Source organism: Nitrosomonas sp., assembly GCA_031316255.1.
In the GTDB taxonomy this organism is placed as follows: domain Bacteria; phylum Pseudomonadota; class Gammaproteobacteria; order Burkholderiales; family Nitrosomonadaceae; genus Nitrosomonas.
Genome location: JALDQW010000001.1, coordinates 1,539,014 through 1,561,040 on the forward strand (window position 1 = coordinate 1,539,014; position 22,027 = coordinate 1,561,040).

General features: G+C 46.8%; 16 protein-coding genes. 11 read left to right on the plus strand and 5 right to left on the minus strand.

The features are described 5' to 3' along the window. Nucleotides 1–10: 10 nt before the first annotated feature. From MRK00_06955 to lnt, 3 genes are all read left to right on the plus strand, one after another. Nucleotides 11–1,567, plus strand: coding sequence for a hypothetical protein (locus MRK00_06955; protein MDR4517109.1), 1,557 nt, complete (start codon nt 11–13; stop codon nt 1,565–1,567). 56 nt (nt 1,568–1,623) lie between these two features. Beyond that, nucleotides 1,624–2,169 carry a hypothetical protein gene (locus tag MRK00_06960; protein MDR4517110.1) on the plus strand — a complete coding sequence of 182 codons (546 nt, stop codon included), beginning with the start codon at nt 1,624–1,626 and terminating at the stop codon, nt 2,167–2,169. 320 nt (nt 2,170–2,489) lie between these two features. Beyond that, complete coding sequence (lnt, locus tag MRK00_06965) at nt 2,490–3,989, plus strand: apolipoprotein N-acyltransferase (protein MDR4517111.1); 1,500 nt, start codon at nt 2,490–2,492, stop codon at nt 3,987–3,989. A 9-nt stretch (nt 3,990–3,998) separates the two neighbouring features. On the opposite strand, the gene lpxK is transcribed toward lnt, so the two are convergent. Beyond that, nucleotides 3,999–5,171, minus strand: a complete 1,173-nt coding sequence (gene lpxK / locus MRK00_06970) for a tetraacyldisaccharide 4'-kinase (GenBank protein ID MDR4517112.1) — start codon at nt 5,169–5,171, stop codon at nt 3,999–4,001. Nucleotides 5,172–5,496: 325 nt separating this feature from the next. Then, nucleotides 5,497–5,949 carry an aminoacyl-tRNA hydrolase gene (gene arfB / locus MRK00_06975; GenBank protein MDR4517113.1) on the minus strand — a complete coding sequence of 151 codons (453 nt, stop codon included), beginning with the start codon at nt 5,947–5,949 and terminating at the stop codon, nt 5,497–5,499. 208 nt (nt 5,950–6,157) lie between these two features. Between arfB and MRK00_06980 the strand changes: the two genes are divergently transcribed. The 8 genes from MRK00_06980 to MRK00_07015 all read left to right on the plus strand — a co-directional run bounded on the left by MRK00_06980 (nt 6,158) and on the right by MRK00_07015 (nt 16,172). Further along, nucleotides 6,158–7,918 (plus strand): type I restriction-modification system subunit M, encoded by a 1,761-nt coding sequence (locus MRK00_06980; protein MDR4517114.1) that lies wholly within the window; start codon nt 6,158–6,160, stop codon nt 7,916–7,918. Continuing rightward, nucleotides 7,915–9,246 (plus strand): restriction endonuclease subunit S, encoded by a 1,332-nt coding sequence (locus MRK00_06985; protein ID MDR4517115.1) that lies wholly within the window; start codon nt 7,915–7,917, stop codon nt 9,244–9,246. The genes MRK00_06980 and MRK00_06985 overlap by 4 nt, the downstream gene beginning before the upstream one ends. A gap of 54 nt (nt 9,247–9,300) precedes the next feature. Beyond that, nucleotides 9,301–9,582, plus strand: coding sequence for a type II toxin-antitoxin system Phd/YefM family antitoxin (locus MRK00_06990; GenBank protein ID MDR4517116.1), 282 nt, complete (start codon nt 9,301–9,303; stop codon nt 9,580–9,582). Between the two features lie 38 nt (nt 9,583–9,620). Next, a complete protein-coding gene (locus MRK00_06995) occupies nt 9,621–9,842 on the plus strand; it encodes a plasmid stabilization protein (GenBank protein ID MDR4517117.1) in 222 nt (73 codons plus the stop codon). Between the two features lie 18 nt (nt 9,843–9,860). Next, nucleotides 9,861–12,986 carry a DEAD/DEAH box helicase family protein gene (locus tag MRK00_07000; GenBank protein MDR4517118.1) on the plus strand — a complete coding sequence of 1,042 codons (3,126 nt, stop codon included), beginning with the start codon at nt 9,861–9,863 and terminating at the stop codon, nt 12,984–12,986. A gap of 595 nt (nt 12,987–13,581) precedes the next feature. After that, nucleotides 13,582–14,217, plus strand: a complete 636-nt coding sequence (locus MRK00_07005; GenBank protein ID MDR4517119.1) for a hypothetical protein — start codon at nt 13,582–13,584, stop codon at nt 14,215–14,217. An 18-nt stretch (nt 14,218–14,235) separates the two neighbouring features. After that, the gene (locus MRK00_07010) at nt 14,236–14,904 is read left to right on the plus strand and encodes a hypothetical protein (GenBank protein MDR4517120.1); all 669 of its coding nucleotides are present in this window, start codon (nt 14,236–14,238) and stop codon (nt 14,902–14,904) included. Between the two features lie 158 nt (nt 14,905–15,062). Continuing rightward, nucleotides 15,063–16,172 (plus strand): polyprenyl synthetase family protein, encoded by a 1,110-nt coding sequence (locus MRK00_07015; GenBank protein ID MDR4517121.1) that lies wholly within the window; start codon nt 15,063–15,065, stop codon nt 16,170–16,172. 275 nt (nt 16,173–16,447) lie between these two features. On the opposite strand, the gene pgi is transcribed toward MRK00_07015, so the two are convergent. From pgi to MRK00_07030, 3 genes are all read right to left on the minus strand, one after another. Then, entirely contained in the window at nt 16,448–18,091 is a 1,644-nt protein-coding gene (pgi, locus tag MRK00_07020; protein ID MDR4517122.1) for a glucose-6-phosphate isomerase, read from the minus strand. Nucleotides 18,092–18,145: 54 nt separating this feature from the next. Next, complete coding sequence (locus MRK00_07025) at nt 18,146–20,185, minus strand: DUF1926 domain-containing protein (protein MDR4517123.1); 2,040 nt, start codon at nt 20,183–20,185, stop codon at nt 18,146–18,148. A gap of 127 nt (nt 20,186–20,312) precedes the next feature. Beyond that, a complete protein-coding gene (locus MRK00_07030) occupies nt 20,313–22,013 on the minus strand; it encodes a glycoside hydrolase family 57 protein (protein ID MDR4517124.1) in 1,701 nt (566 codons plus the stop codon). Nucleotides 22,014–22,027: the final 14 nt, after the last annotated feature.

The following is a 22,027-nucleotide window of genomic DNA, read 5'->3' on the forward strand; positions in this document are numbered from 1 at the left end:
GGCATCCAAAATGGATAACAAATTCATACCACAAGTTTCGCGACGGAAAATGCTGCAGTTGTCACTCGCGGCAGGAGCTGTGGGTGCAGGGCAAGCATTGATTCCGGGGTGGCGCGAAGCTACGGCCGCTAAGCACGGCGGCAATAGTTTCCGTGCCTCAGTGGTACGGCCATCGCACGGTGCGGTTGGTTTTACCAGTTTCATTCATCCAACTGCGGGATTGAATGTGCGGCATCTGAGTCTCGGCGCAGCCAGTTTAATTGATGCGTTTGTCGATCTAAACGGGCAATCTGCAGATGTCGGCAATGCGGTAAATTTACAGGATAACTGTCGCTTGCTGAATTATGAGGGCGTTAATGGGCAGGGCGGACATGGCAACCTGTATCTGGGGGATGGCACATTTACAGCGCATGGCGTGACATTTGTTGGCAATGTGCATATCGGTGAGGCCTGTGGTACAGGAATTAATGCGATTGTGCAGAATGCACATATCCATGATGCAAGCTTTACCGGTCTGGCGGCGCATATTTTGGGCTCAACGCCGCATCAACCGATTGAAATTCCAGAAGCAAGTCTGGTGTTGTTTGGTGCGCGTATTCTCTCCCAAGATGATGTGCAGGCCAATATTATGCCGGTACCGGCGCCATTTTCGTTGTTTTTTGCTGATGTTGATCAGGAAAATCTGGTGCTGGCACGTGGATTTAATCTGCTATACCGTGCAGCTGGACGCATGATTCCATTTTCAAATGAAGCCGGGAATCCACGTAATCCTGGAGATCAATTTCCGGAACTGATCGAGGCATTTGGCAAATTGTCGGTTGCACCGCCTACAATTTATCGCCGTGGAACCGGGGTTATCCCGGGTCGTCAGGCGAACCTCGGTGATCTTGGTTTTGGCTTGTTTGAACCACATTCGCCAGTGCCTACACCTTCAACCCCGGCTCCGGATATGGGTGGATTAGGATTGAATGCCCCGCCGTCAGATTCTCCGGAAAGTACTGCGCGTTTTGTCATTCCAAACGTGATGTCGCCGGAATTAATCGATGATGGTGCGGTTGTTTTGGGCGGCTGCAAACTCGAAGAAGGCGTTCGGGTTGGTTCTGGTTCCTATGTGCTCGGTGATGTTGCGCCGACTGTGTCAGTCGGCAGGAACACAGTGATCGGACGGAATTCCAGTCTGCATGAACTGACATTTACGTCATGTCGAGTCGGTGAGAACTGTGTTATAGGTAACCGGGTTGTGTTGCATGGTCCGGTTGAAATCGGTAACGCGGTTCATGTCGGTGATGGCGCGGTTTTGTTCGGACCCCGCGTGCACGATGGCGTGAGAATCGGTGCGCGAGCATTGGTGTTCGGGCCTGTTGAAATTACCGAAGATGTGCCTGATGACGCGATTATTGTCGCACCCGGAAATGAATTTCTGATCGCGCCGTCTGCACCGATGAACAGAGTGGCTACCACCAAAGTTTCAAAAGAAATGCTTTCTTACTGGAAGCATGCTCAGGATGCTGGCGGCGGTTGTGGCTGCGGTGTCGGTAATATGGTCAATATGGGTGCATGGGTTTAACCACGCTAATTTTTGATCGCTCATTAATGGAGAATGAAATGATGCAAAAGACGCGAATGAAAACGAAAATTGCACTGCCAATACTATTTTTATGGTTGTTTTTTTTGGCAGTGAATGGCTATGCAGCACCACAAAGCGCTATTCAGTACGCACCTATTGTGAATTTGGATAATCAGCAGGTTGCCGGGCTGGCTGAATTGACCAGGACGAACAGAGGTGTCAGCGTCCGGTTACGAGGTGTAAATTTTATTGCACCGCATAACGCTTACACCGGTTGGATCGATATTAACAATATCGCTGGTGATGATTCGCAGCGTATCCTGTTGCGTATTGCTGGCGATGTATCAGGTGATGGCAATGAATTGACATTGACGGGCAATCTTTCTGCTGACTTGGTTCCGCAGGCAAATGGTACTTCAGTGTTATTTAATAATGGCAACGGTGTTTTTAACGATCCCATGAGGGCAAAAATTGATTTCTTTGTAAGAAATCATGGAGAAATTATTCCGGAGCAGCTCGTGAAACAGGTCACCGAGTTCGAGGGGGGGTGTGAGGTCAATGATTGTGCAACATTCTTGTTTGTAAGTTTTGATGCGCCTTGAAGGCATCAAACATAAAAAATTCAGTATCTCATCAACGTGTTGAATATTGCAAAAGCAAGTAGCACACATTGATGGGATACTGAGTTGTTTCCGGTCTATTGTCCGGTCATATTGACTCGATTGATCAGTTGCGGTTTTGGGGATGATATACTCGGCACCTGTTCATGTCTCACTGAAGAACGCATTACAGCGTTAAAATAGAACTCGGGGTGCTCGCATACTTTGTGTATGCGCCGTTTTTAGTTTCATTTTGACGTGTACCGCATCTTTTGATCAAGATCTTGAACAGGTTCTCAGAAAAAACAACTGGCCATTTTCGATTGAAGAATTTTTATTTTAGACTTATAACCGTCTTCCTTCTGGGCGTTATAACCGTGTCCGGTTTTGCGCCGTTTTACTGGTTTCCGGTGCCGTTGGTAACGCTTACCCTTCTATTTCTTTTTTGGCGCACCAGTGCAAAAACGTCCCAGACCGTATGGCTGGGTTTTTCATTTGGTATGGGGCTGTTCTGCGCAGGCGTTACCTGGCTTTATGTCAGTCTCCATGATTTTGGCGCCATGCCGCCAGCGCTTGCAATTTTTGCGCTGCTGATACTCTGCGCCTATTTATCCCTGTTTCCGGCAACCTGTGGCTGGCTGGCAGCACGCATGCGTTTGGCTTCGCCATATGTCTGGGCGCTTGCCGTGGCGGCAGCCTGGATGTTGACTGAATGGCTGAGGGGAACATTGTTTACCGGATTTCCGTGGCTGGCGCTTGGCTATTCGCAGGTGCCTGCCAGTCCTTTGGCCGGGTTTGCGCCCGTTGTCGGTGTTTATGGCGTTTCATTGATATTGGTGCTAAGCGCCGCACTGTTCTGTTGCTGGCTTGAAAAAGGAATGGCTGCATGGCGGCTTGGTGCGTTCCTGGCTTTGATCTGGGTTGGCGGATTTGGCCTTCAGTTGATTAACTGGACACAGCCGACTGGCGAGCCGGTCACTGTCAGTTTGTTGCAGGGCAATATTGAACAGGATTTGAAATGGCGTGAAGATCATGTGGAAAGTACCATGAGAACCTACGCGGAGTTGATTCTGGAAAGTAAAAGCCGCCTCATTGTGACGCCCGAAATTTCCATACCGCTTTTCAACGATGCGGTGCCGCCTGCATATCTGGCTTATCTGGCCGACCATGCCAGGAACAATAATGGCGATGTGCTGATCGGTCTGGCTGAACACGCGGAAAATGGCGATGACACCTATTACAACAGCATGTTCAGTTTTGGTACATCGCCTGAACAGGTTTACCGCAAGCATCATTTGGTGCCATTCGGTGAATTTATTCCGTTCAAGCCGGTTTTTGGCTGGATTATCAATGTGCTGCAAATTCCGTTATCCGATTTCTCGCGCGGAAGCCTGGATCAGCAGCCGATGCAACTGGCTGGACAACGGGTTGCAATCAATATCTGTTATGAAGATGTATTCGGTGAAGAAATCATCAATCAGTTGCCGCAGGCGACGCTACTTGTGAATGTGAGCAATGACGCCTGGTTTGGCCGGTCTATCGGGCCGCATCAGCATTTACAGATCTCGCAAATGCGGGCATTGGAAACTGGCCGCTATATGCTGCGCGCAACCAATACCGGTTTAACAGCCATTATCGACGAGCGCGGAAATGTTCTGGAACAGATCGAAGTCTTTACTACTGCTGGATTACATGGTGAAGCACAGGGGTTTAATGGCGCGACACCTTACGTAACTACGGGCAATTATCTGATTCTGATGCTGGCCGGTGCTTTTCTTGGCACCGGATTGATTGCATCGTATCGAATTTCACGTAACGTGTAAGGTTTGGCTTTACGCAGCAAGTTCATGGCTGTCCTGTAACTGAAGCGCGGGTATACCATCTTTAATAGGGAAAGCCCTGTGTTCCTGATCGCAAACCAGGGTGTTTTCTTTTTTCTGATGGCGAAGCTGACATTTGCAATGCGGACAAATCATTTCGTTCAGAACCTCGGTATCAGCAAATTTTTCTCTGAGCTTATTGAGCACTTGTGCTTGCAGATTACCATCAACCCATGCTTCCACAGGCAGCGCCCAGATTGCTTCATGTGTAAATTCCAGGCATTGCAGGGCGCTTTCTTCGGACATGATGATTGCTTCTGCATGCATGCCGGAAAAATCTTCTGCCACAAACCGATGGTCTTCAGCTACGGTATGCAGATCGCTCCACAACCCATGACGTTGCAATTGATGAATAAACCATTGCGAATTTTCGTAAATGGTGATTGCGTGTAGTTTTTTATCTTTCAAAATGGATACTGGATGACGGCTGTCCGGATCGGATAGCTTGTAGACCGTTTCTCCGGCCAGTTTCATATAATACGTTGGCGCCCAGTCGTCGGTATCGAAACGATGCTTTGGCGAACCATTCACGACTACCGCATCGACACTGTTCAAATACTTAAGGTTTATACGGAGCGGCCCTGCAGGCAGTAACATGCCGTTTCCAAAGCTTTGCTCGCTAAAATCGGCGACTGCAATTTCAAAATCGCGTTCCAGTCGATGATGTTGCAACCCAAACGTACAAATAATGATATTACAGCCGGGGTTTGCATGGAGTAACGCTTGTGCCGCATCAACAGGATCTTCTCCGACCCATACCGGGCAGATAGCCTCAAAACGCTTCGCCAGCAACAACGCCTTGCCACCCACACTGGCGGGTTTGCTTGATTGTGTCACTGCTTCCGGATTGCCCGTATCGAGATTTCCCCGTGCAATAATTCCGGGGCACAGGCCGCGTGCGCGCAGCATATCGACGAGCCATAATACCAGTGGTGTTTTGCCGCCATCATCGGCGGTTATACTGTCAACAATAATCACGGGCACAGGCAACTTGACCGACGGAAAAAAGTCCAGCCAGTAACATAACTTGCGTATGCGCATGAATAAACCGAACAATAAACTCAGTGGCCAGAGCAAGAAGTGCAATGGTGTGATGCGATGCCAATATAATTCGGATAATTTCATGGCGACCCCCTCGTTTGTAAGAAACGCCTACGGTTTAGAAACATTCTAAAATGTAGATCTGGAAAAAAAAGTGAAAATTCTCACATGATATTTGTAAAAAAAGCAAGATCCGCCACCTGTTCGGGTTAACTGATCAGGCAAGGCGATAACGCCGCAATTACAACTGATCTGTTGAAAACTATATTCCTTTTTCGCCACTGTAATTGTCTGGATAAAATAGATTAAATAATCATAGATGGTAACATGGCTTGGCACGATATTTGCTAATACCTGTTGTCGGTGCCGAATTGGGTTAAAAACAGGGTTTATTTAGTTGCTTTTATCGCTAAACGCCCTCGATTTTGCCACGCTGTGATTTTATCTGGCTCCGCTTGGCTTTGTTTTCCAACCGTTTTGCTTTAGCCGCTTTGCTCGGTTGCGTGGGCTTGCGCGTTTTTTTCTGAACGGTAACGCTTTTAATCAGCGCTGCCAGCCGGTTCAGCGCATCCTCTTTATTCTTCAGTTGACTGTTATAACGCTGGGCCTTGATCGTAATAACCCCGTCTTTTGAAATGCGGCTGTCGCGCAAATTCAGCAGCCTTTCCTTGTAGGGGTCGGGCAACGAGGAAGCCCCGACATCAAATTGCAGATGCACGGCGGTTGATACCTTGTTCACATTCTGCCCGCCGGAACCTTGCGCGCGTATCGCATGGATTTCAACTTCCGACAGCGGCAGTGTTAAATTGTCTGATATTTGAATCACGCACAGTTGCTGCACGCTTTTTGATGGTGTATTCATGAACGCTGAGCCATTTTTAAAAAACCGGATTAAACTGAATTCTCACAATTGAAGAATTGCGGAATGCGTATCCAGGGAAAATTCCAGCGAAAATATTACGCCTGTTATCCCGTTAGTATTCATTTTTTTGAGAATTCGTGTTATTGGTACCTTTCTGGAATGAAAAATTCCGCATCAATAGCACAATAAAAACTCAACTAAAAAACGCATGAACCATCAATCCCTTTCCGCCTTTATCTGGTCGGTCGCCGATCTGCTGCGCGGCGACTACAAGCAATCGGAATACGGCAAGGTGATATTGCCGTTCACGGTATTACGCCGTCTGGACTGTGTACTGGAATCCACCAAGGAAGCGGTGCTGGCAGAGCATGCCGACAAACTGAAAGCCGACATCAACCCCGAACCCTTCCTGCTGCGTAAAGCCGGCCAAAGTTTCTACAACCTATCGCCGCTGGACATGAAAAAACTCATGGGCGATCAGGATCACATCAGGGAAAACCTGTTTGCCTATATCCAGGGATTCTCTGAAGCAGTGCGGGATATTTTTGAACGGTTTGATTGTTATACCCAAATCGAACGGCTCTCCAAAGCCGGATTGCTGTATCAGGTCACCGAACGCTTTGCCCATGTCGATTTGCACCCCGATAAAGTCAGCAACAGCCAGATGGGACTGGTGTTCGAGGAACTGATCCGCAAGTTTGCCGAAATTTCCAATGAAACCGCCGGTGAACACTTCACCCCGCGTGAAGTCATCCGCCTCATGGTCAACCTGCTGTTTATCGAGGATGACGATGTGCTGGCCAAACCCGGCGTGGTACGCGCCATTTATGATCCAACGGCAGGCACCGGCGGTATGCTGTCCGTGGCGGGTGAATACTTGCACGAGCACAATCCCGATGCCCGCCTGACCATGTATGGTCAGGAACTCAACCCCGAATCGTATGCGATCTGTAAAGCCGATATGCTCATCAAGGGTCAGGATGTCGCCAATATCACGTTTGGCAATACGTTTTCCGATGACGGCCACCTGCACAGGAAATTCGACTACATGCTCTCCAATCCGCCGTTTGGCGTGGAATGGAAAAAGGTTGAAAAGGAAATCCGCAAGGAACATGAAACGCAAGGCTACAATGGCCGTTTCGGCCCCGGCCTGCCGCGTGTCTCGGACGGTTCGTTATTGTTCCTGCTACACCTGATCAGCAAAATGCGCCCCGCTGTCGATGGCGGCAGCCGCTTTGGCATCGTTTTGAACGGCTCCCCATTGTTTACCGGTGCGGCAGGTTCGGGGGAAAGTGAAATCCGCCGCTATGTGCTGGAAAACGATCTGCTGGAAGCCATTATCGGATTGCCGACGGACATGTTCTATAACACCGGCATTTCCACGTATGTGTGGATACTCTCCAACCGCAAGCCGGAACACCGCAAAGGACGGGTGCAGTTGATCGATGCATCAGGCTACTGGCAGAAAATGCGTAAAAGTCTGGGTTCCAAACGCAAGGAACTGTCCGATGACCATATCACCGAAATCACCCGCCTGTTCGGGCAGTTCATTGAAGCCAGCCAAGTCAACGAAGGCAGTGAAAGCAAAAAACCGATATCCCGTATCTTCAAAAATACCGATTTCGGCTACCGTACCATTACCCTAGAACGGCCATTGCGCGACGAGAACGGTCAAATCGTGTTAGCCACCAAAGGCAAGCAAAAAGGTAAACCGCAACCGGACACCAGTCTGCGGGATACCGAGAATGTGCCGCTGAGTGAAGACATAGAAAACTATTTCAAACGGGAAGTATTGCCGCATGTACCCGATGCCTGGATTGACCCTGACAAAACCAAAGTCGGTTATGAAATCCCGTTCAATAGGCATTTCTATGTCTTCGAACCACCCCGCCCACTGGCTGAAATTGATGCGGAATTAAAACAATGCACTGACCGTATCCTGACAATGATCAAGGGATTGTCGGCATGAGTTTTCCACGGTATGAAAGGTATAAGGATTCTGGTATTGAATGGCTAGGAGAAATACCAGAACATTGGGAGATAAAAAAACTTAAATATTTGGGTGAAGCATTAATTGGATTGACATACGATCCATCGGATGTTGTAGGCGAGGATGGTACATTGGTACTCCGATCATCAAATGTTCAAAATGGAAAAATTGTTTTTGAAGATAATGTTTATGTACGAAAAATCATTCCTGAAAAATTAATCACAAAGACTGGCGATATATTGATTTGCTCACGGAATGGAAGCCGTGCATTGATCGGAAAAAATGCTGAAATTGGAACGGAATCCACTGGGCTAACCTTTGGTGCATTCATGACCATTTTTAGAAGTAAATATAACAACTATCTATCTTATATTTTCAACTCTAGTCTATTCAAATTTCAATCTGGTTCTTTTTTAACATCTACTGTCAATCAGCTCACCACAAGTAATCTTTACACTTTCGAGGTGCCGTTTCCCCCGATTGCAGAACATAAACATATCGCCAACTTCCTAGACCGAGAAACCACCATAATTAATGAACTGATTGTCGAACAGCAACGGCTCATTGAACTGCTAAAAGAAAAACGGCAGGCGGTTATTTCTCATGCGGTTACCAAAGGACTGAATCCTGATGTGCCGATGAAGGATTCTGGTATTGAATGGCTGGGTGATGTGCCGGAGCATTGGGAAGTCAAAAAACTTGGTTTTATTTGTAAAAAAATAGGAAGCGGCAAAACACCATTAGGAGGCTCAACAACCTATATTGATAGTGGAGTTTTATTTATTCGAAGCCAAAATGTATATGATGAAGGCTTAATAATAGATGATGTGGTTTACATTGCCGAACAAACCGATTCAGAAATGTCATTTTCACGTGTATTTCCAGGAGACATACTTCTAAATATCACGGGTGCATCTTTGGGAAGAACTTGCCTGGTTCCGGATAATTTTGTGCCAGCAAATGTAAATCAACATGTTTGTATTATTCGCCTTGCTGAAATCAACTTTAGAAGTTATATAGCAATGGTTATGAAATCTAATTTTATAAAGGTTCAAATCGATGCTATTCAAAATGGTGCCGCTCGTGAAGGATTAAATTTCGAACAAATATCCAGATTGTCATTTGGACTACCTTCCATAGACGAACAAGCTCAAATTGTTTCATTTCTAGAATGCGAAACTATCAAAATTGATGAGTTAACAACCGAAGCCGAAAAAGCTATTGAACTACTCAAAGAACGCCGTACAGCCTTAATTTCAGCCGCTGTCACCGGCAAGATCGATGTGCGCGGTCTGGTAGAGCGTTAGTATCGCTTGCTTAATCGCACGATTAAGCATATGATTAATCGTATTGTTAATTGATTGTCAGGAGTTTATGCAATGTCCCATATCAGCGCCAACGATTTGAAAACCAGAGGGGTCGCCGCCATTGAAGCGGCGCTGGGTGATTCGCCGGAAGCGATTGTTTCGGTGCGCGGCAAGGACCGGTTTGTGGTCATGGATATCGCGCATTACCATTACCTGCGCGAGTGCGAGCTGGATGCCGCCATTGCGCAAACGAAGGCGGATCTGGCGGCAGGCCGGTTTACCACCGAGACTGCCGAGGAACATGCGGCCTGGCTTGACCAAGCATGTTCGAGTTAGTGTTCACTGAACAGTACAAGCGCAAGGAAGTCAGGTTCTTGAAACGACATCCTGAACTCAAACAGACTTACGCCAAAACGCTGCAACTGCTGGAAGCCAACCCAAATCATCCCTCTCTGCGTTTGCATCCCTTGCAGGGCAAGCATCAGGGTTTGCATTCGGTTTCCATCAATCTGTCTTGCCGCATTACCCTGGAGTTACTGATTCAGGATAAGCGGATTATTCCGGTGAATGTGGGCGATCATGACGCGGTGTATTGAGCCGCGGGTATTCCGGCCATGAGCGATCTGCATAAAGAAATCCAATTTGAAACTGAAATTTGCGACTGTCTCGCAGATCGCGGCTGGCTTTATGGGCAAGGCGATACGCAAGCCTATGACCGGGCAAGCGCCTTATTTCCGGCAGATGTATTCGATTGGGTAAAAACCACGCAACCCAAAGCCTGGGAAATGCTGGAGAAGAATCACGGCGCACAGGCCACAAACATATTACTGCAGCGACTGCGTGATTCACTCAATCAGCGGGGTACATTGGATGTGTTGCGTCATGGCATCGAAATGATCGGTTTACGGCAACCGCTCACATTGGCGCAGTTCAAACCGGCCTTGGCGATGAACCCCGATATTCTGGTCCGCTACGCTACAAATCGGTTGCGGGTGGTGCGTCAATTGCGTTATTCGCTGCATAACGAGAATGCCATCGATCTGGTGTTGTTTTTAAATGGGCTACCGGTTGCAACGGTGGAACTCAAAAGCGATTTTACCCAATCGGTGGATGACGCTGTCGATCAATACCGTTTTGACCGCCTGTCCCGCCCCAAAGCCCAAAGCACCCCCGAACCACTGCTGTCTTTTCCGAATGGCGCCCTGGTGCATTTTGCGGTCAGCAATAGCGAAGTCCGCATGACCACCAAGCTGGAAGGCCCACACACAACTTTTCTGCCATTCAATCGGGGCGATCAGGGTGCGGCTGGTAATCCACCCAATGAACGGGGCGGCCACCGTACGGCCTACTTGTGGGAAGACATCTGGGCACGGGATAGCTGGCTGGAAATTCTGGGGCGTTATCTGGTGACCCGCAAGGATGACAAAAAACAGATCAAAAGCATCATCTTTCCACGCTATCACCAACTGGATGCCACCCGAAAACTGTTGGCGGCAGTATTGACCGAAGGCCCCGGCGGGAAATACCTGATACAACATTCAGCCGGTTCCGGAAAAACCAATTCGATTGCCTGGACGGCGCATTTTCTGGCGGACTTGCATGACGAGCAACACCGGAAACTGTTTGATACCGTGTTGGTGGTATCGGATCGCAATGTGTTGGACAGTCAACTGCAGGAAGCCATTTTTGATTTTGAACGTACCGCCGGGGTCGTCGCCACCATTAAAGGCGAAGGCGTCAGCAAAAGCGGTGAACTGGCAACGGCATTGTCGAGTGGCAAGAAAATTGTGGTATGCACCATCCAGACCTTTCCCTTTGCATTAAAGGCCGTGCAGGAACTGGCAGCCACACAAGGCAAACGTTTTGCAGTGATTGCCGATGAAGCCCATTCTTCTCAAACGGGAGAAGCAGCCGCCAAGCTCAAAGCGGTTTTATCGGCCCAGGAACTCGATGAGCTGAACGATGGCGGTGAAGTCAGCACCGAAGATTTGCTGGCTGCACAAATGGCGGCACGTACAGTGGACAGCGGTATCAGTTATGTAGCCTTTACCGCCACTCCCAAGGCCAAGACGCTGGAACTGTTTGGTAGCCGCCCCAATCCCGATTTACCTGCCAGTGATAATAATGTGCCAGCACCGTTTCATGTCTATTCCATGCGTCAGGCGATCGAAGAAGGCTTCATTCTCGACGTATTGCAGAACTACACGCCGTATAAGCTGGCGTTTAAACTCGCCCATAATGGTCAAGAATTCGATGAAAAGGAAGTGGAACGCAGCGAAGCACTCAAAGGCATTATGCGATGGGTTAAACTGCATCCATACAACATCAGTCAGAAAGTTCAGGTAGTTGTAGAACATTTCCGGGACAGTGTGGCACCACTATTGGATGGTCGAGGTAAAGCCATGGTGGTCGTTTCCAGCCGTCTTGAAGCGGTACGCTGGCAAATTGCCATCGGCAGCTATATCAAGTCTCAAGGCTACAGTATCAAGACACTGGTCGCTTTTTCGGGAGAAGTCAACGATTCACAATCTGGCCCTGATCCTTTCACAGAAACCAGTCATCACCTGAACCCCGAGTTAAGAAAACGGGACATCCGGGAAGCCTTTGCCACGGATGAATATCAAATTTTGCTGGTCGCCAATAAATTTCAAACCGGATTTGATCAACCTCTTCTCTGCGGCATGTATGTCGACAAGCGTCTGGCGGGTATTGCAGCGGTTCAAACACTTTCCCGGTTAAACCGTGCGCACCCCGGTAAAGATACCACGTATGTGGTGGATTTTGTCAACGACCCGGAAGAGATACTGGGGGCATTCAGAACCTACTACGATACTGCAGAACTCTCGAACGTAACCGACCCCCATCTGGTGTACGATCTTCGCATGAAGCTGGATGCCGCCGGTTATTACGATGACTTCGAGGTGAACCGTGTAGTAGAAGTCGAGTTTAATGCGAAATCCAGACAAAGCGATCTGGCAGCCGCTTTGGAGCCCGTGGTGTCCCGTCTTTTGCATCATTACAAGGCTGCTCAGGAAAAACTCAAAACCGCCAGGGCAAAAGATGATGTTAAGGCGATTGAAGCAGCGCAAAATGAATTGAATGCACTGGTTTTATTCAAGCATGACATGACAGCATACCAGCGCATGTATGCATTTTTGTCGCAGATATTTGACTATGGCAACACCGCTATTGAAAAACGTTTCATATTCTACAAACGGCTGTTGCCGTTGCTGGAATTTGGCCGGGAACGGGAGGGTATTGATTTGTCAAAGGTGATACTGACTCATCATACGCTGAAGCATCAAGGCAAAAGAGCGCTGTCATTAATTGACGGCGAGTATCCCAAACTGAAACCGCTCACCGAATCGGGCAGCGGCTCCATTCAGGAAAAGGAAAAAGCCTGTCTCTACGAGATCATTGCCAGAGTGAATGACCTGTTTGATGGCGATATCACCGAGAATGACCGGTTGATCTATGTGAATAACGTTATCAAGGGAAAACTGCTGGAATCCGACATTCTCGTTCAGCAGGCGGCAAATAATTCGAAAGAACAGTTTTCAAGCTCACCTGATCTTAACGATGAACTCCTAAACGCCATTATGGACGCCCTGGCGGCGCACAGCACCATGAGCAAGCAGGCATTGGGTTCGGAGCGAGTACGGAATGGACTGAAGGAAACACTGCTCGGGCTGGGACAGCTTTATGAAATGCTGCGGGAGCGTTACCGGCAGCGGGTATAGTGTATAAGCAATTGATCAAAAATAATTTTTATAAGGTAATCTTTCATCGGTCGTGTTGACTCAGTCAATCGGTTCGGTGCCCTGGTTGAGTAGATTAAGATATTCCTTATAGATAAATATATGACGTTCTTTGCCGGATTGCTCTGCTTTTGATGATCACTCAAATCTTCATAGCCCGATGCCAATCCAAAATCCGCAGCCATAACAGATCAATCCGTCATGCCTACAGCTTTTTGCCTGTCTGCGGTTGTCCTTCACTGCGCTTGCTACGGCTCTACTTAGCCCAATCAATCGATCAACCTGACGTAGTAATATTTCGCCGCCATCAGAAGTGATGCTCCAGCCCTAAAATTCGCTTCTACAGACGTTTTCTTACTTCTGGAAAATTGAGCGATCTTTGGATACAATTCGACACTGGCAATTTCTCTCTTTATGCAGCCTAGATAACTGATTTATAAAAGATTTAAGAGGAATTGCTTCCTTCTTTCATGCAATATTCAGGTTCATGGTGATGAATTTAAGTTATTCCAAATAGTGGCATTGAACAAAATTTCCTGTATCGGATTATAAAATTTAGATTGTTATCAAACTTCACATGAAAGAAAGAGCAGTCATTATCGGCGGCAGTATCTCTGGCTTGCTTTGCGCAACTATTTTATCGCCACTTTTCAAGAAAGTTATTATTATCGAAAGAGATAAAATTTTTGATCCTGTCAGTCCGCGTAAAGGCACTGCACAATCTTTTCACGCTCATCTCCTTTTAACTCGCGGATTGCAGGGCCTTGAAAATTTGTTGCCCGGATTTATACAAACGCTAAAATCGAAAGGATCAGTTTCTACTAAATCATCTGAAGACTGGCAGACCATGTTTTCCAAGGGACTCATGTTCCGTTTTAAGTCTGACTTGTTTTCTTTAAACCAGTCCCGGCAAATGCTTGAGCAAACGCTACGAGAATTTGTTATGAGATCCTACCCCAATCTTGAGGTTTTAGATGATGCAACGGTATTCGACATGCGGCTTGCAAAGCACCATCCTCCAGAAGTGATTTACTCAAGAAAACAACAAACAGGGGTTTTAGAAGCCGATTTATTAGTCGACTGTTCTGGCCGCAACACCAAAACCCCAATGTATCTAGAGAAACAAGGATTCGGGGTTGTACCTAGAAGAAAGATTTATCCTTATATAGGGTACTCCACACGCATCTTTAAGAATGTGTACCTGGAAGATTAAATTCTGGCAGCATATATTATGAGTAATGCGCCTTCATTAACGCGCGGTGGAATTATCTTCCCAATTGAAAACAATCAACATATCGTCGGGCTATATGGTTTTTCAAAAGATTGCCCACCCGATAATGAAAGTGCTTTTTTTGCGTTTGCAAAAAGCCTTAGAACCAACACCATTTATAATGCCATTAAAGATGCGCAGCCAGTGACCGAGATAAAACGATTTATAAAAAACGAAAGTCAATTTTTACAATATAACAAAATGAAGAACTGGCCGAAGGGTTTTATCGTAGTTGGTGATTCAATTGCTTCGTTTAATCCTATATACGGTCAAGGCATTACCTGCATTGTTTTAGCGATGGAGAAGCTGAAAACGCAACTTAATTCACGGTCAACGCTTGATAGCCAGGATTGCAAATTCATTCAAAGTAAATTATGCAATAACTACCGGTTAGCCTGGATGATCTCTCAAAATGAAGATTTGCGCTGGCCAGAAACTTCAGGAATGAAAACCGATATTGTGACCAAAATGCTGCACAAATTTTCAGATATGGTTGCTAGAGCCAGCACCAAAGATTCGACTGTTACTTATGCATATTATTTCGTATTACATATGACCAAATCGCCAGTAATCCTTTTGCGCCCAGACATTCTTCTTCGGATTCTTATTTATGGGTCAAAGAGTACCTAAACACGCTTTTTACTTGACAACTAGTCCACAAATTTTTTGCATAAGTTCGATCTGTTGAAAGCTTCCTAACAATTACTGACCGAAACATTCTTACTGTCAAATCAATACTTGAATTCAAGCAACAGCTGCAATTAATTTTTTTATATAGCTACTAAATAATGTATTTTATATCCAAAGAAGAAGTTTCATTCGACGCATTAATTGAAAAGGCAAATCAAGATACATTTTGCGCTTTGGAAAAACTTCTTCCCAGAAAGAAAAGAAATTTCCTACAAAATATTTGTTCAACTAAAGATTGCGCTATTAATGAGTGTATAAAAATTGATGAACGAGCCTACAATGCTTTATCAATTCCTTTATGGGAGATTCTAAAGCGCAAAGGAAAAGGGTGGCGTGGCTATATCCTTCAGGTTTCTTGTGAAGCAATCGGAAATCAATTTGATGAATATCTGGACTGGTTAGCTCTACCTGAAATAATGCATGTAGGTTCACTAATAATCGACGATGTTCAGGATTCATCCGAGATACGTCGTGGAGGAAAAGCATGCCACCTCATATATGGGACAGGCGCTGCAATTAATGCTGGTACATTTGCATATTTCATTGGACAAAAACTTATTGAAAATTCCGTACTCGAAGATCAAAGAAAATTAGCGCTCTATCAAGAGTACATGTCTTTATTACTGAATGCACACATTGGCCAGGGACTGGATATCGAAGGGCTAAAACTAGTACTTGAAGATTCAGGCTCTAGCACTGATACTGTTTTCAATACGGTGATGGATATTCATAAAAGGAAGTCAGGTATTCCTTTCGGTTCCTTTGCCAGAATGGGGGCGATACTCGGTTGTGGCTCTGCTGAACAAATTAAGGTGCTTGGAGATTTTTTTGAAGAAATCGGAACATTATTTCAAGTACGAGATGACATAATTAATATCACCGGATTTGACAGCAATCTTAAACTTCAGTTTGAAGACTTGGATCATGGCAAGATAACTTTGCCAGTTGCGGTTGCTTTGCGAAATTTGACTAAAGGCAAAAAAGAATTACTATCGCATCTGTTGCGCAGCAGTAATCATGATGCTGAGACTTTGAAGAATAAATTATTAAGTGCTATAGAATCAACCAACAGTGTTAAGTATTGTGAAGATTTAATTGAAAGAAGTTATAAATCCGCATTGGAAGTATTATTAAATAGCCGTTGTAAACTGGTTAACACAGAAAAAATTCAGATGTTCTCAAAACGAATGCTGGATTTCCATTATTAGCGATTAATTGTATTTTGCTTAATACAATAACTCCCGCAAAGCATTGAATTGCCATAAATTAACCTATTGGTAGTTTTTCAAGGTACTTAAGAACCGAAAAAAAACTATCAAAAATCAGGCAATTCACCAGCAAAAAGAAGTGTAAGTGCTTGGCTGGCGGACAGATTGTTTTTTCTGCGGGTGGACAGATAGCGGTGTATCCGAAAGAAAATACCGGCCCCATTTTTTGGTCGAAAGCAACCTAATATTCTCTGACGCACTTCTGTATTTCTATACTACCGGTGCATTTTGAAGAAACGAATGAGTCCGTTGGTGGACGCATCATGGGATGTAACTGTTTCATCGTGTGCTTCTTGCTCCAACTCGGGAAGAATTCTGCCGGCAAGCTGTTTGCCCAGCTCCACGCCCCACTGATCGAATGGGTTGATATTCCAGATCACGCTTTGCACAAATACCTTGTGTTCATAGAGCGCGATTAATGCGCCTAGGGTTTGGGGGTCGAGTTTTTTGAATAGAATGGATGTGGTCGGACGATTGCCGGGAAACGTTTTATGGGGCAGCAGTTCTTTTATTGATTCATCAGGCATGCCTTGAGCTTCCAGTTCTGCCCTTACTTCACGATCGGTTTTGCCGCACATCAGTGCTTCTGTTTGCGCGAAGAAATTGGACAGCAATAAATTGTGATGCGTGTTGATCGGATGATGGCTCTGGCAGGGCGCCAGAAAATCGGCGGAAATGGTTTGCCTGCCCTGATGCAACAACTGATAGAAGGCATGCTGTCCGTTCGTTCCAGGCTCTCCCCAAATGACAGTGCCGGTCTGGTAGTCAACCGCATCCCCGTCACGGGAAATGCGCTTGCCGTTACTTTCCATTTCCAGTTGCTGCAAATAAGCCGGAAAGCGGTGCAGATACTGATCGTAAGGCAGCACAGCATGCGATCTGATGCCGTGGAAGTTGATATGCCAGATACCAATGAGTCCGAGCAATACCGGGATGTTTTTGACCAGCGGCGTATCGGCGAAATGCCGGTCCATTGCATCCGCGCCGGAAAGCAGCGCATGAAAATGATCCATGCCGATCGTCAATGCGATAGACAATCCAATGGAAGACCATAACGAGTATCGGCCGCCAACCCAGTCCCAGAATTCAAACATGTTATCAGGCTGAATACCGAATTTTTCCACTGCGCTGCGGTTGGTGGAAACAGCGACGAAATGGCGGGCGACGTCCTGCTCGCGGCCGCCCTGCGCAATAAACCAGGCGCGGGCCGAATGCGCGTTGGTCATGGTTTCCTGCGTGGTAAATGTTTTCGACGCGATGATGAAAAGCGTTGTGGCCGGATCAAGCCGCTGCAATGTTTCGTACAGCTGCGTGCCATCGATATTTGAAACAAAATGGGGCTTGAGATGCGGCAAACCATAGGGATTGAGCGCTTCGGTCACCATCAGCGGTCCAAGATCCGAGCCGCCGATGCCAATATTGACGATATCGGTAAAAGGTTTTCCGGAGTAACCTTTGTATTCCCCGCTGCGCACGATTGTCGAGAATTGTTCCATTTTTTTGAGTACGTCTCTGACCTTGACTGTGACATCTTCGCCATCAAGCATAATGGGCTTTTTACTGCGCAGCGCGATGTGCAGCGCCGCCCGGTTTTCTGTGTTGTTTATTTTTTCGCCCAGAAACATCCGTTGAATCCAGCTTTCCAGGTTTTGCTGACGGGCAAGCGCGACGAGCAGATGAATGGTTTCCTGGGTGACGGGTTGTTTTGAAAAATCGACCAGCATATCGTCGAATTGCAGGGAGAATTTGTCGAAACGCTGCGGATCCTGGTCGAAAAGGTCGCGGATGGAATGTTGGGTTAGTTGGGTTTGGTGTGACTGTAATGCAAGCCAGGCAGGGGACTGTGTAAGAAAAGACATGTTTTCTGAAATTCGTTAATGGAACGGAGAATGAATGAAACAGAGAATGATGCGTTATTTTTTATCGATAGTCAGTGTAATGGTAAAGTCCTTGAATTGAATCGGCCATTCCAATAACAGCGTTACAGCCTGCATGATTTTCTCGAATCCACTTTCTGATTGGGAGACTGTGAAGTGGGGTTGTGCGTGTAACTGAACGGGGGCGGAAGTTTTTAATGAAACGCTGCCGCCAAGCGTATCGTCGTCGAGTGTAATTTCGGTCAATTTGGTCAATACAAGTATATGACCAAAGCCCCCGAGTATCTTGTTTTTATGGATGTAACGACCGCCCATGCCATCGCAACTGGGCATGGCAAGGTTGATTTCAGTACTGAAGCGGTTATCCGCCTTGTTGGAAAACCGATAGGATGCGTGCAACTGATTGTCCGTCAATGTATAGTGTTTGTGAATCTGGAGCGGGGTGGTTCCGGTCTGAAAACGGATAGTGCTGGAATCGGGATCAGTGCGCCGATAATCAACCAATATGCCACCCAGACGGTCTACAAACAAGTTCCGTGGATGGTTGTCAGGCTCCAGGTCGATCGCATTGATGATATGTTTGTTGACGACACGGTCATGCGCGGAACTGATGCCATTGCCGGAATTGTTGTGTTCTCCGAGGCCGTGGTGTTCGGGCGGACTTTGTCCGTCCAGCTGGATTTTGTGAAAATAGTGTTCAGTCTGGCGTTGCAGCGTATCGCCAAAATTGTGAGCGAGTTGATAGGCATCAAATTCTGCAATGCTGGCGTAGCGATCCAATTTCAAAATAATTTGCAAGTGATTATTGTGTAAACAGGCTTCGTCAGAGCCATCAATATCGATATCCTGCAAATAAGAATTGCTGCGTGGTTCACAGGCATCCAGCATGGCTTCCAGTTTAATCAAGTTGTTGTATATTGCACGGCGCAAGTGGGGAAGGTATAAGCCACCGAATAATCCGTGCCAATAGGCATCATTGGCTTGTGCAGCATACAGATTGTGTTGCATTTCAGGCGTGCGCCGGTTTTCGGGTAATGTGGCAAGGCGTGTGGAAAGTCCGAGCATTCGCTTATGCATCCAGTTTGATTCGGGATAACGCGACAGGAAATTTTTCCAGATGCCGCCGCGTAGAAATGACTTGTTTTGTTCGTAACACCCGGATACCTTCGATTGATTGATCAGGTCGGCATAAATCCGTGCAGACTGTGCAGGCAATGTCCATTCGTTCATTTCAATATACGAGGTGGTCGGTAGATAAACAATGCCTTTTGTTTTTTCGGTGGCATGGTAATCCCGATAATGACAGGGAGTAATTTTAGGTGATGCCAGAACGCCCTGAATAAATTGCTCAAGCCAGCCTTTTTCATAAACCCACTGGTAAGTTTCAGGCCAGATGCCAAATTTCTCAATATCGTCGAAATAAACTGCTGCAAAATGCGCATTGTTTCCGGTATTCGAAGTGTTATCTGCGAGCGATTCAATATAGGCAATTGCGTCATGTGCGGGAGAAAAGGGCAATTTGTAACGCAGTGTTTCAGAGATCGGAAAAATATCGAGTGCGCGCGCATCTTCTTCAGTGGTATAAAAACCGTTCAGCTGTGCGGTGGTTTTTCCTGCGCAGAGAAAATGATAGTCGTCGACAATCACATAACGGATACCGCAATCGGTCAGTGCGGGTACTACGGTAGATTCCCAAACGCGTTCAGTCAGCCAGGCGCCTTGTGGTCGTTGACCGAGTTTTTCTGCAAGTTTCCTGGAAAAGGTTTCGATTTGTCCGATGCGGTCGCGATTGGGAATGACTGCAAGTACCGGTTCGGTGTCGCCAGCACCGAATAATTCCACCTGTCCGCGATTGACCATTTTCTTGAGTAATGCCATGTCCTGCGGATGAAATTCGAACAGGTAGTCAAGCAGCCAGCCCGAGAAATGAATGGCGAAATTAAATTCGGGATAACGGGAAAGCACTTCCAGAAAGGGCTTGTAACAGCGTATGTGCGCATCTTCCAGTACTTCAGGAAAATTACCGACCGGTTGATGTGCATGAACCCCAAAGAGTAATGATACTGGCCGCTGCATAGAGTTGTTCCCGCTTTGTTTTTTTATGTACTATACGCTTAAACGACAAAATCGGCTATACGCAGCACGTAAAAACTGGATGCTTATCTGACCGACAGGGCAGTGGTGGCGCGATAAAAAAACAATTTTAGGATGACCGGCGCATGGAGCCGCCTTCTACGGCATGTTCATCGCCTTTGCTGATGGGTTCGTGTATTGCGGACGGTACGGGCAATTTCAGCAGGCGGTAAAGATTCGCCAGATTGTCCCGGTATAATTGATCAAATCGGGTAACCGTATCGGCCTGATTATAATCGCCAAACCACCAGAACCAGTCGGAGCTTTCACATGAAGCGAGCTGCAGGCTGGCGTCGTTTTTTTCTTCATCAGTCAGGCGGTCGCTTTGTATGACAAGATCGTAACTCTGCTTTGCTGCGCAGAGCAAATCCCAGGCATGATTTTTCTCCGGATCACCGATCCAGGTTGAAAATGAGCCATATACCCAACTGCCGGCTGATAAAACAGGCAATGAAACAACCTGTTCTGCATGTTCGGGTGAAGCAATAGAGTCGCGGTATGTCGTGGTGCAGATTTCTGTATGACTTTCCAGTAGCGAGTATAAATCGTCAAGAAAGTAGTATCCGTTGTAGGGATAATATTCCCAGGCATTTTCGCCATCCAGAATGACACTGACGACAGGGTTTTCTTCGGCCAATGCATGATGCGCGATTTGTTCGACTGACTGAATAAAATGCTCGGCCGCGTCTCGTCCGAACCATTTGGCGTATTCAAAACCAACGAGGTCGGATAGCTGGTCGTCACGAAAAAAACAGGATACATTTTCTATTTCCTGTATCTGGTATGGACGATACAAATACCGGTTACGGTCTGGTAACGGGGTGTCCGGGTGGGACATGCGCAAGCTGTTTGCCAGTACACCTTCGCCGCTGGCGCACCACTGGCAGCCTGATTCCGCCAGTATTTGAACAAGAGTGGAAGATACCGCACCTTCTGCGGGCCATATACCCGTTGGTTTGGTGGCGAAACGTTTTTGATGGCTGTCTATCGCTGAAGCAAGATGGAAAGCGACGCGACTGCGGCCGCCGGAGTACTGCGGGGTGACGGGCAGCAGGGCATCCGGGATGCTGTCGCGTGCAGAGGAAAAATCCATGAGCAAGGGCGATAGCGGATGGAAATGTGGTGTTGTGGATAATTCAATCTGGCCTGTTTCGGCAAGTCTGCGGTAGCGGGGTATCAGTTTCTGAATGAGTTCACCTATCAGGTTAAAGAGTTGCATTCGTTCAGCATGACTAAAGTGCTCGCATTTTGCCATGAGTTGCATGACTGTTTCGTTTTGACGCCGAATACTTTCGCCTGTCCATGCCAGGTGATACCAAACAAGCAAATCGGCAAAATATTGTTCTGAAAAGTTTACCAGTTTGTCGGCTGCTTTTTTTTGCAAGGTATCATACAGATCATGCAACCGTTCATACGCTGGATAGGGCTTGAGCATGGTGTTGTGGTTGCCCTTGAAGCAATTCGTTAAGATATGCTCGCGCTCATCGTCGGAAATTTTTCCAAGATCCGGTTTGGCTAACAGGCGTAGCAGGGGATCGCGAATCTGCCCCGAAGAAAATTGCTCAACATAATCTTCAATCTGGTCAAGCAGTATCGGCACAAAGTTGACAACCGCCCTGATTTGGGGGTGTGCCTCAAGGTGGTAGGCCATGTCGGCATAATCCTTGATGGCATGCAGATATACCCAGGGCATTTCAAATTCACGGGTATCGTAGTGGCGGTAATCGGGTTGATGCATATGCCACAACAGAACGAGTTTAACAGGGCGCATGGATAACAATAAGT

Excerpts from the sequence above, each read along its gene's own strand:
- MRK00_06955 (MDR4517109.1), top strand. The coding sequence starts at position 11 with ATGGATAACAAATTCATACCACAAGTTTCGCGACGGAAAATGCTGCAG.
- MRK00_06960 (MDR4517110.1), top strand. The coding sequence starts at position 1,624 with ATGAAAACGAAAATTGCACTGCCAATACTATTTTTATGGTTGTTTTTT.
- lpxK (MDR4517112.1), bottom strand. The coding sequence starts at position 5,171 with ATGAAATTATCCGAATTATATTGGCATCGCATCACACCATTGCACTTC.
- arfB (MDR4517113.1), bottom strand. The coding sequence starts at position 5,949 with ATGAATACACCATCAAAAAGCGTGCAGCAACTGTGCGTGATTCAAATA.
- MRK00_06980 (MDR4517114.1), top strand. The coding sequence starts at position 6,158 with ATGAACCATCAATCCCTTTCCGCCTTTATCTGGTCGGTCGCCGATCTG.
- MRK00_06985 (MDR4517115.1), top strand. The coding sequence starts at position 7,915 with ATGAGTTTTCCACGGTATGAAAGGTATAAGGATTCTGGTATTGAATGG.
- MRK00_07000 (MDR4517118.1), top strand. The coding sequence starts at position 9,861 with ATGAGCGATCTGCATAAAGAAATCCAATTTGAAACTGAAATTTGCGAC.
- MRK00_07005 (MDR4517119.1), top strand. The coding sequence starts at position 13,582 with ATGAAAGAAAGAGCAGTCATTATCGGCGGCAGTATCTCTGGCTTGCTT.
- MRK00_07010 (MDR4517120.1), top strand. The coding sequence starts at position 14,236 with ATGAGTAATGCGCCTTCATTAACGCGCGGTGGAATTATCTTCCCAATT.
- MRK00_07015 (MDR4517121.1), top strand. The coding sequence starts at position 15,063 with ATGTATTTTATATCCAAAGAAGAAGTTTCATTCGACGCATTAATTGAA.
- pgi (MDR4517122.1), bottom strand. The coding sequence starts at position 18,091 with ATGTCTTTTCTTACACAGTCCCCTGCCTGGCTTGCATTACAGTCACAC.
- MRK00_07025 (MDR4517123.1), bottom strand. The coding sequence starts at position 20,185 with ATGCAGCGGCCAGTATCATTACTCTTTGGGGTTCATGCACATCAACCG.
- MRK00_07030 (MDR4517124.1), bottom strand. The coding sequence starts at position 22,013 with ATGCGCCCTGTTAAACTCGTTCTGTTGTGGCATATGCATCAACCCGAT.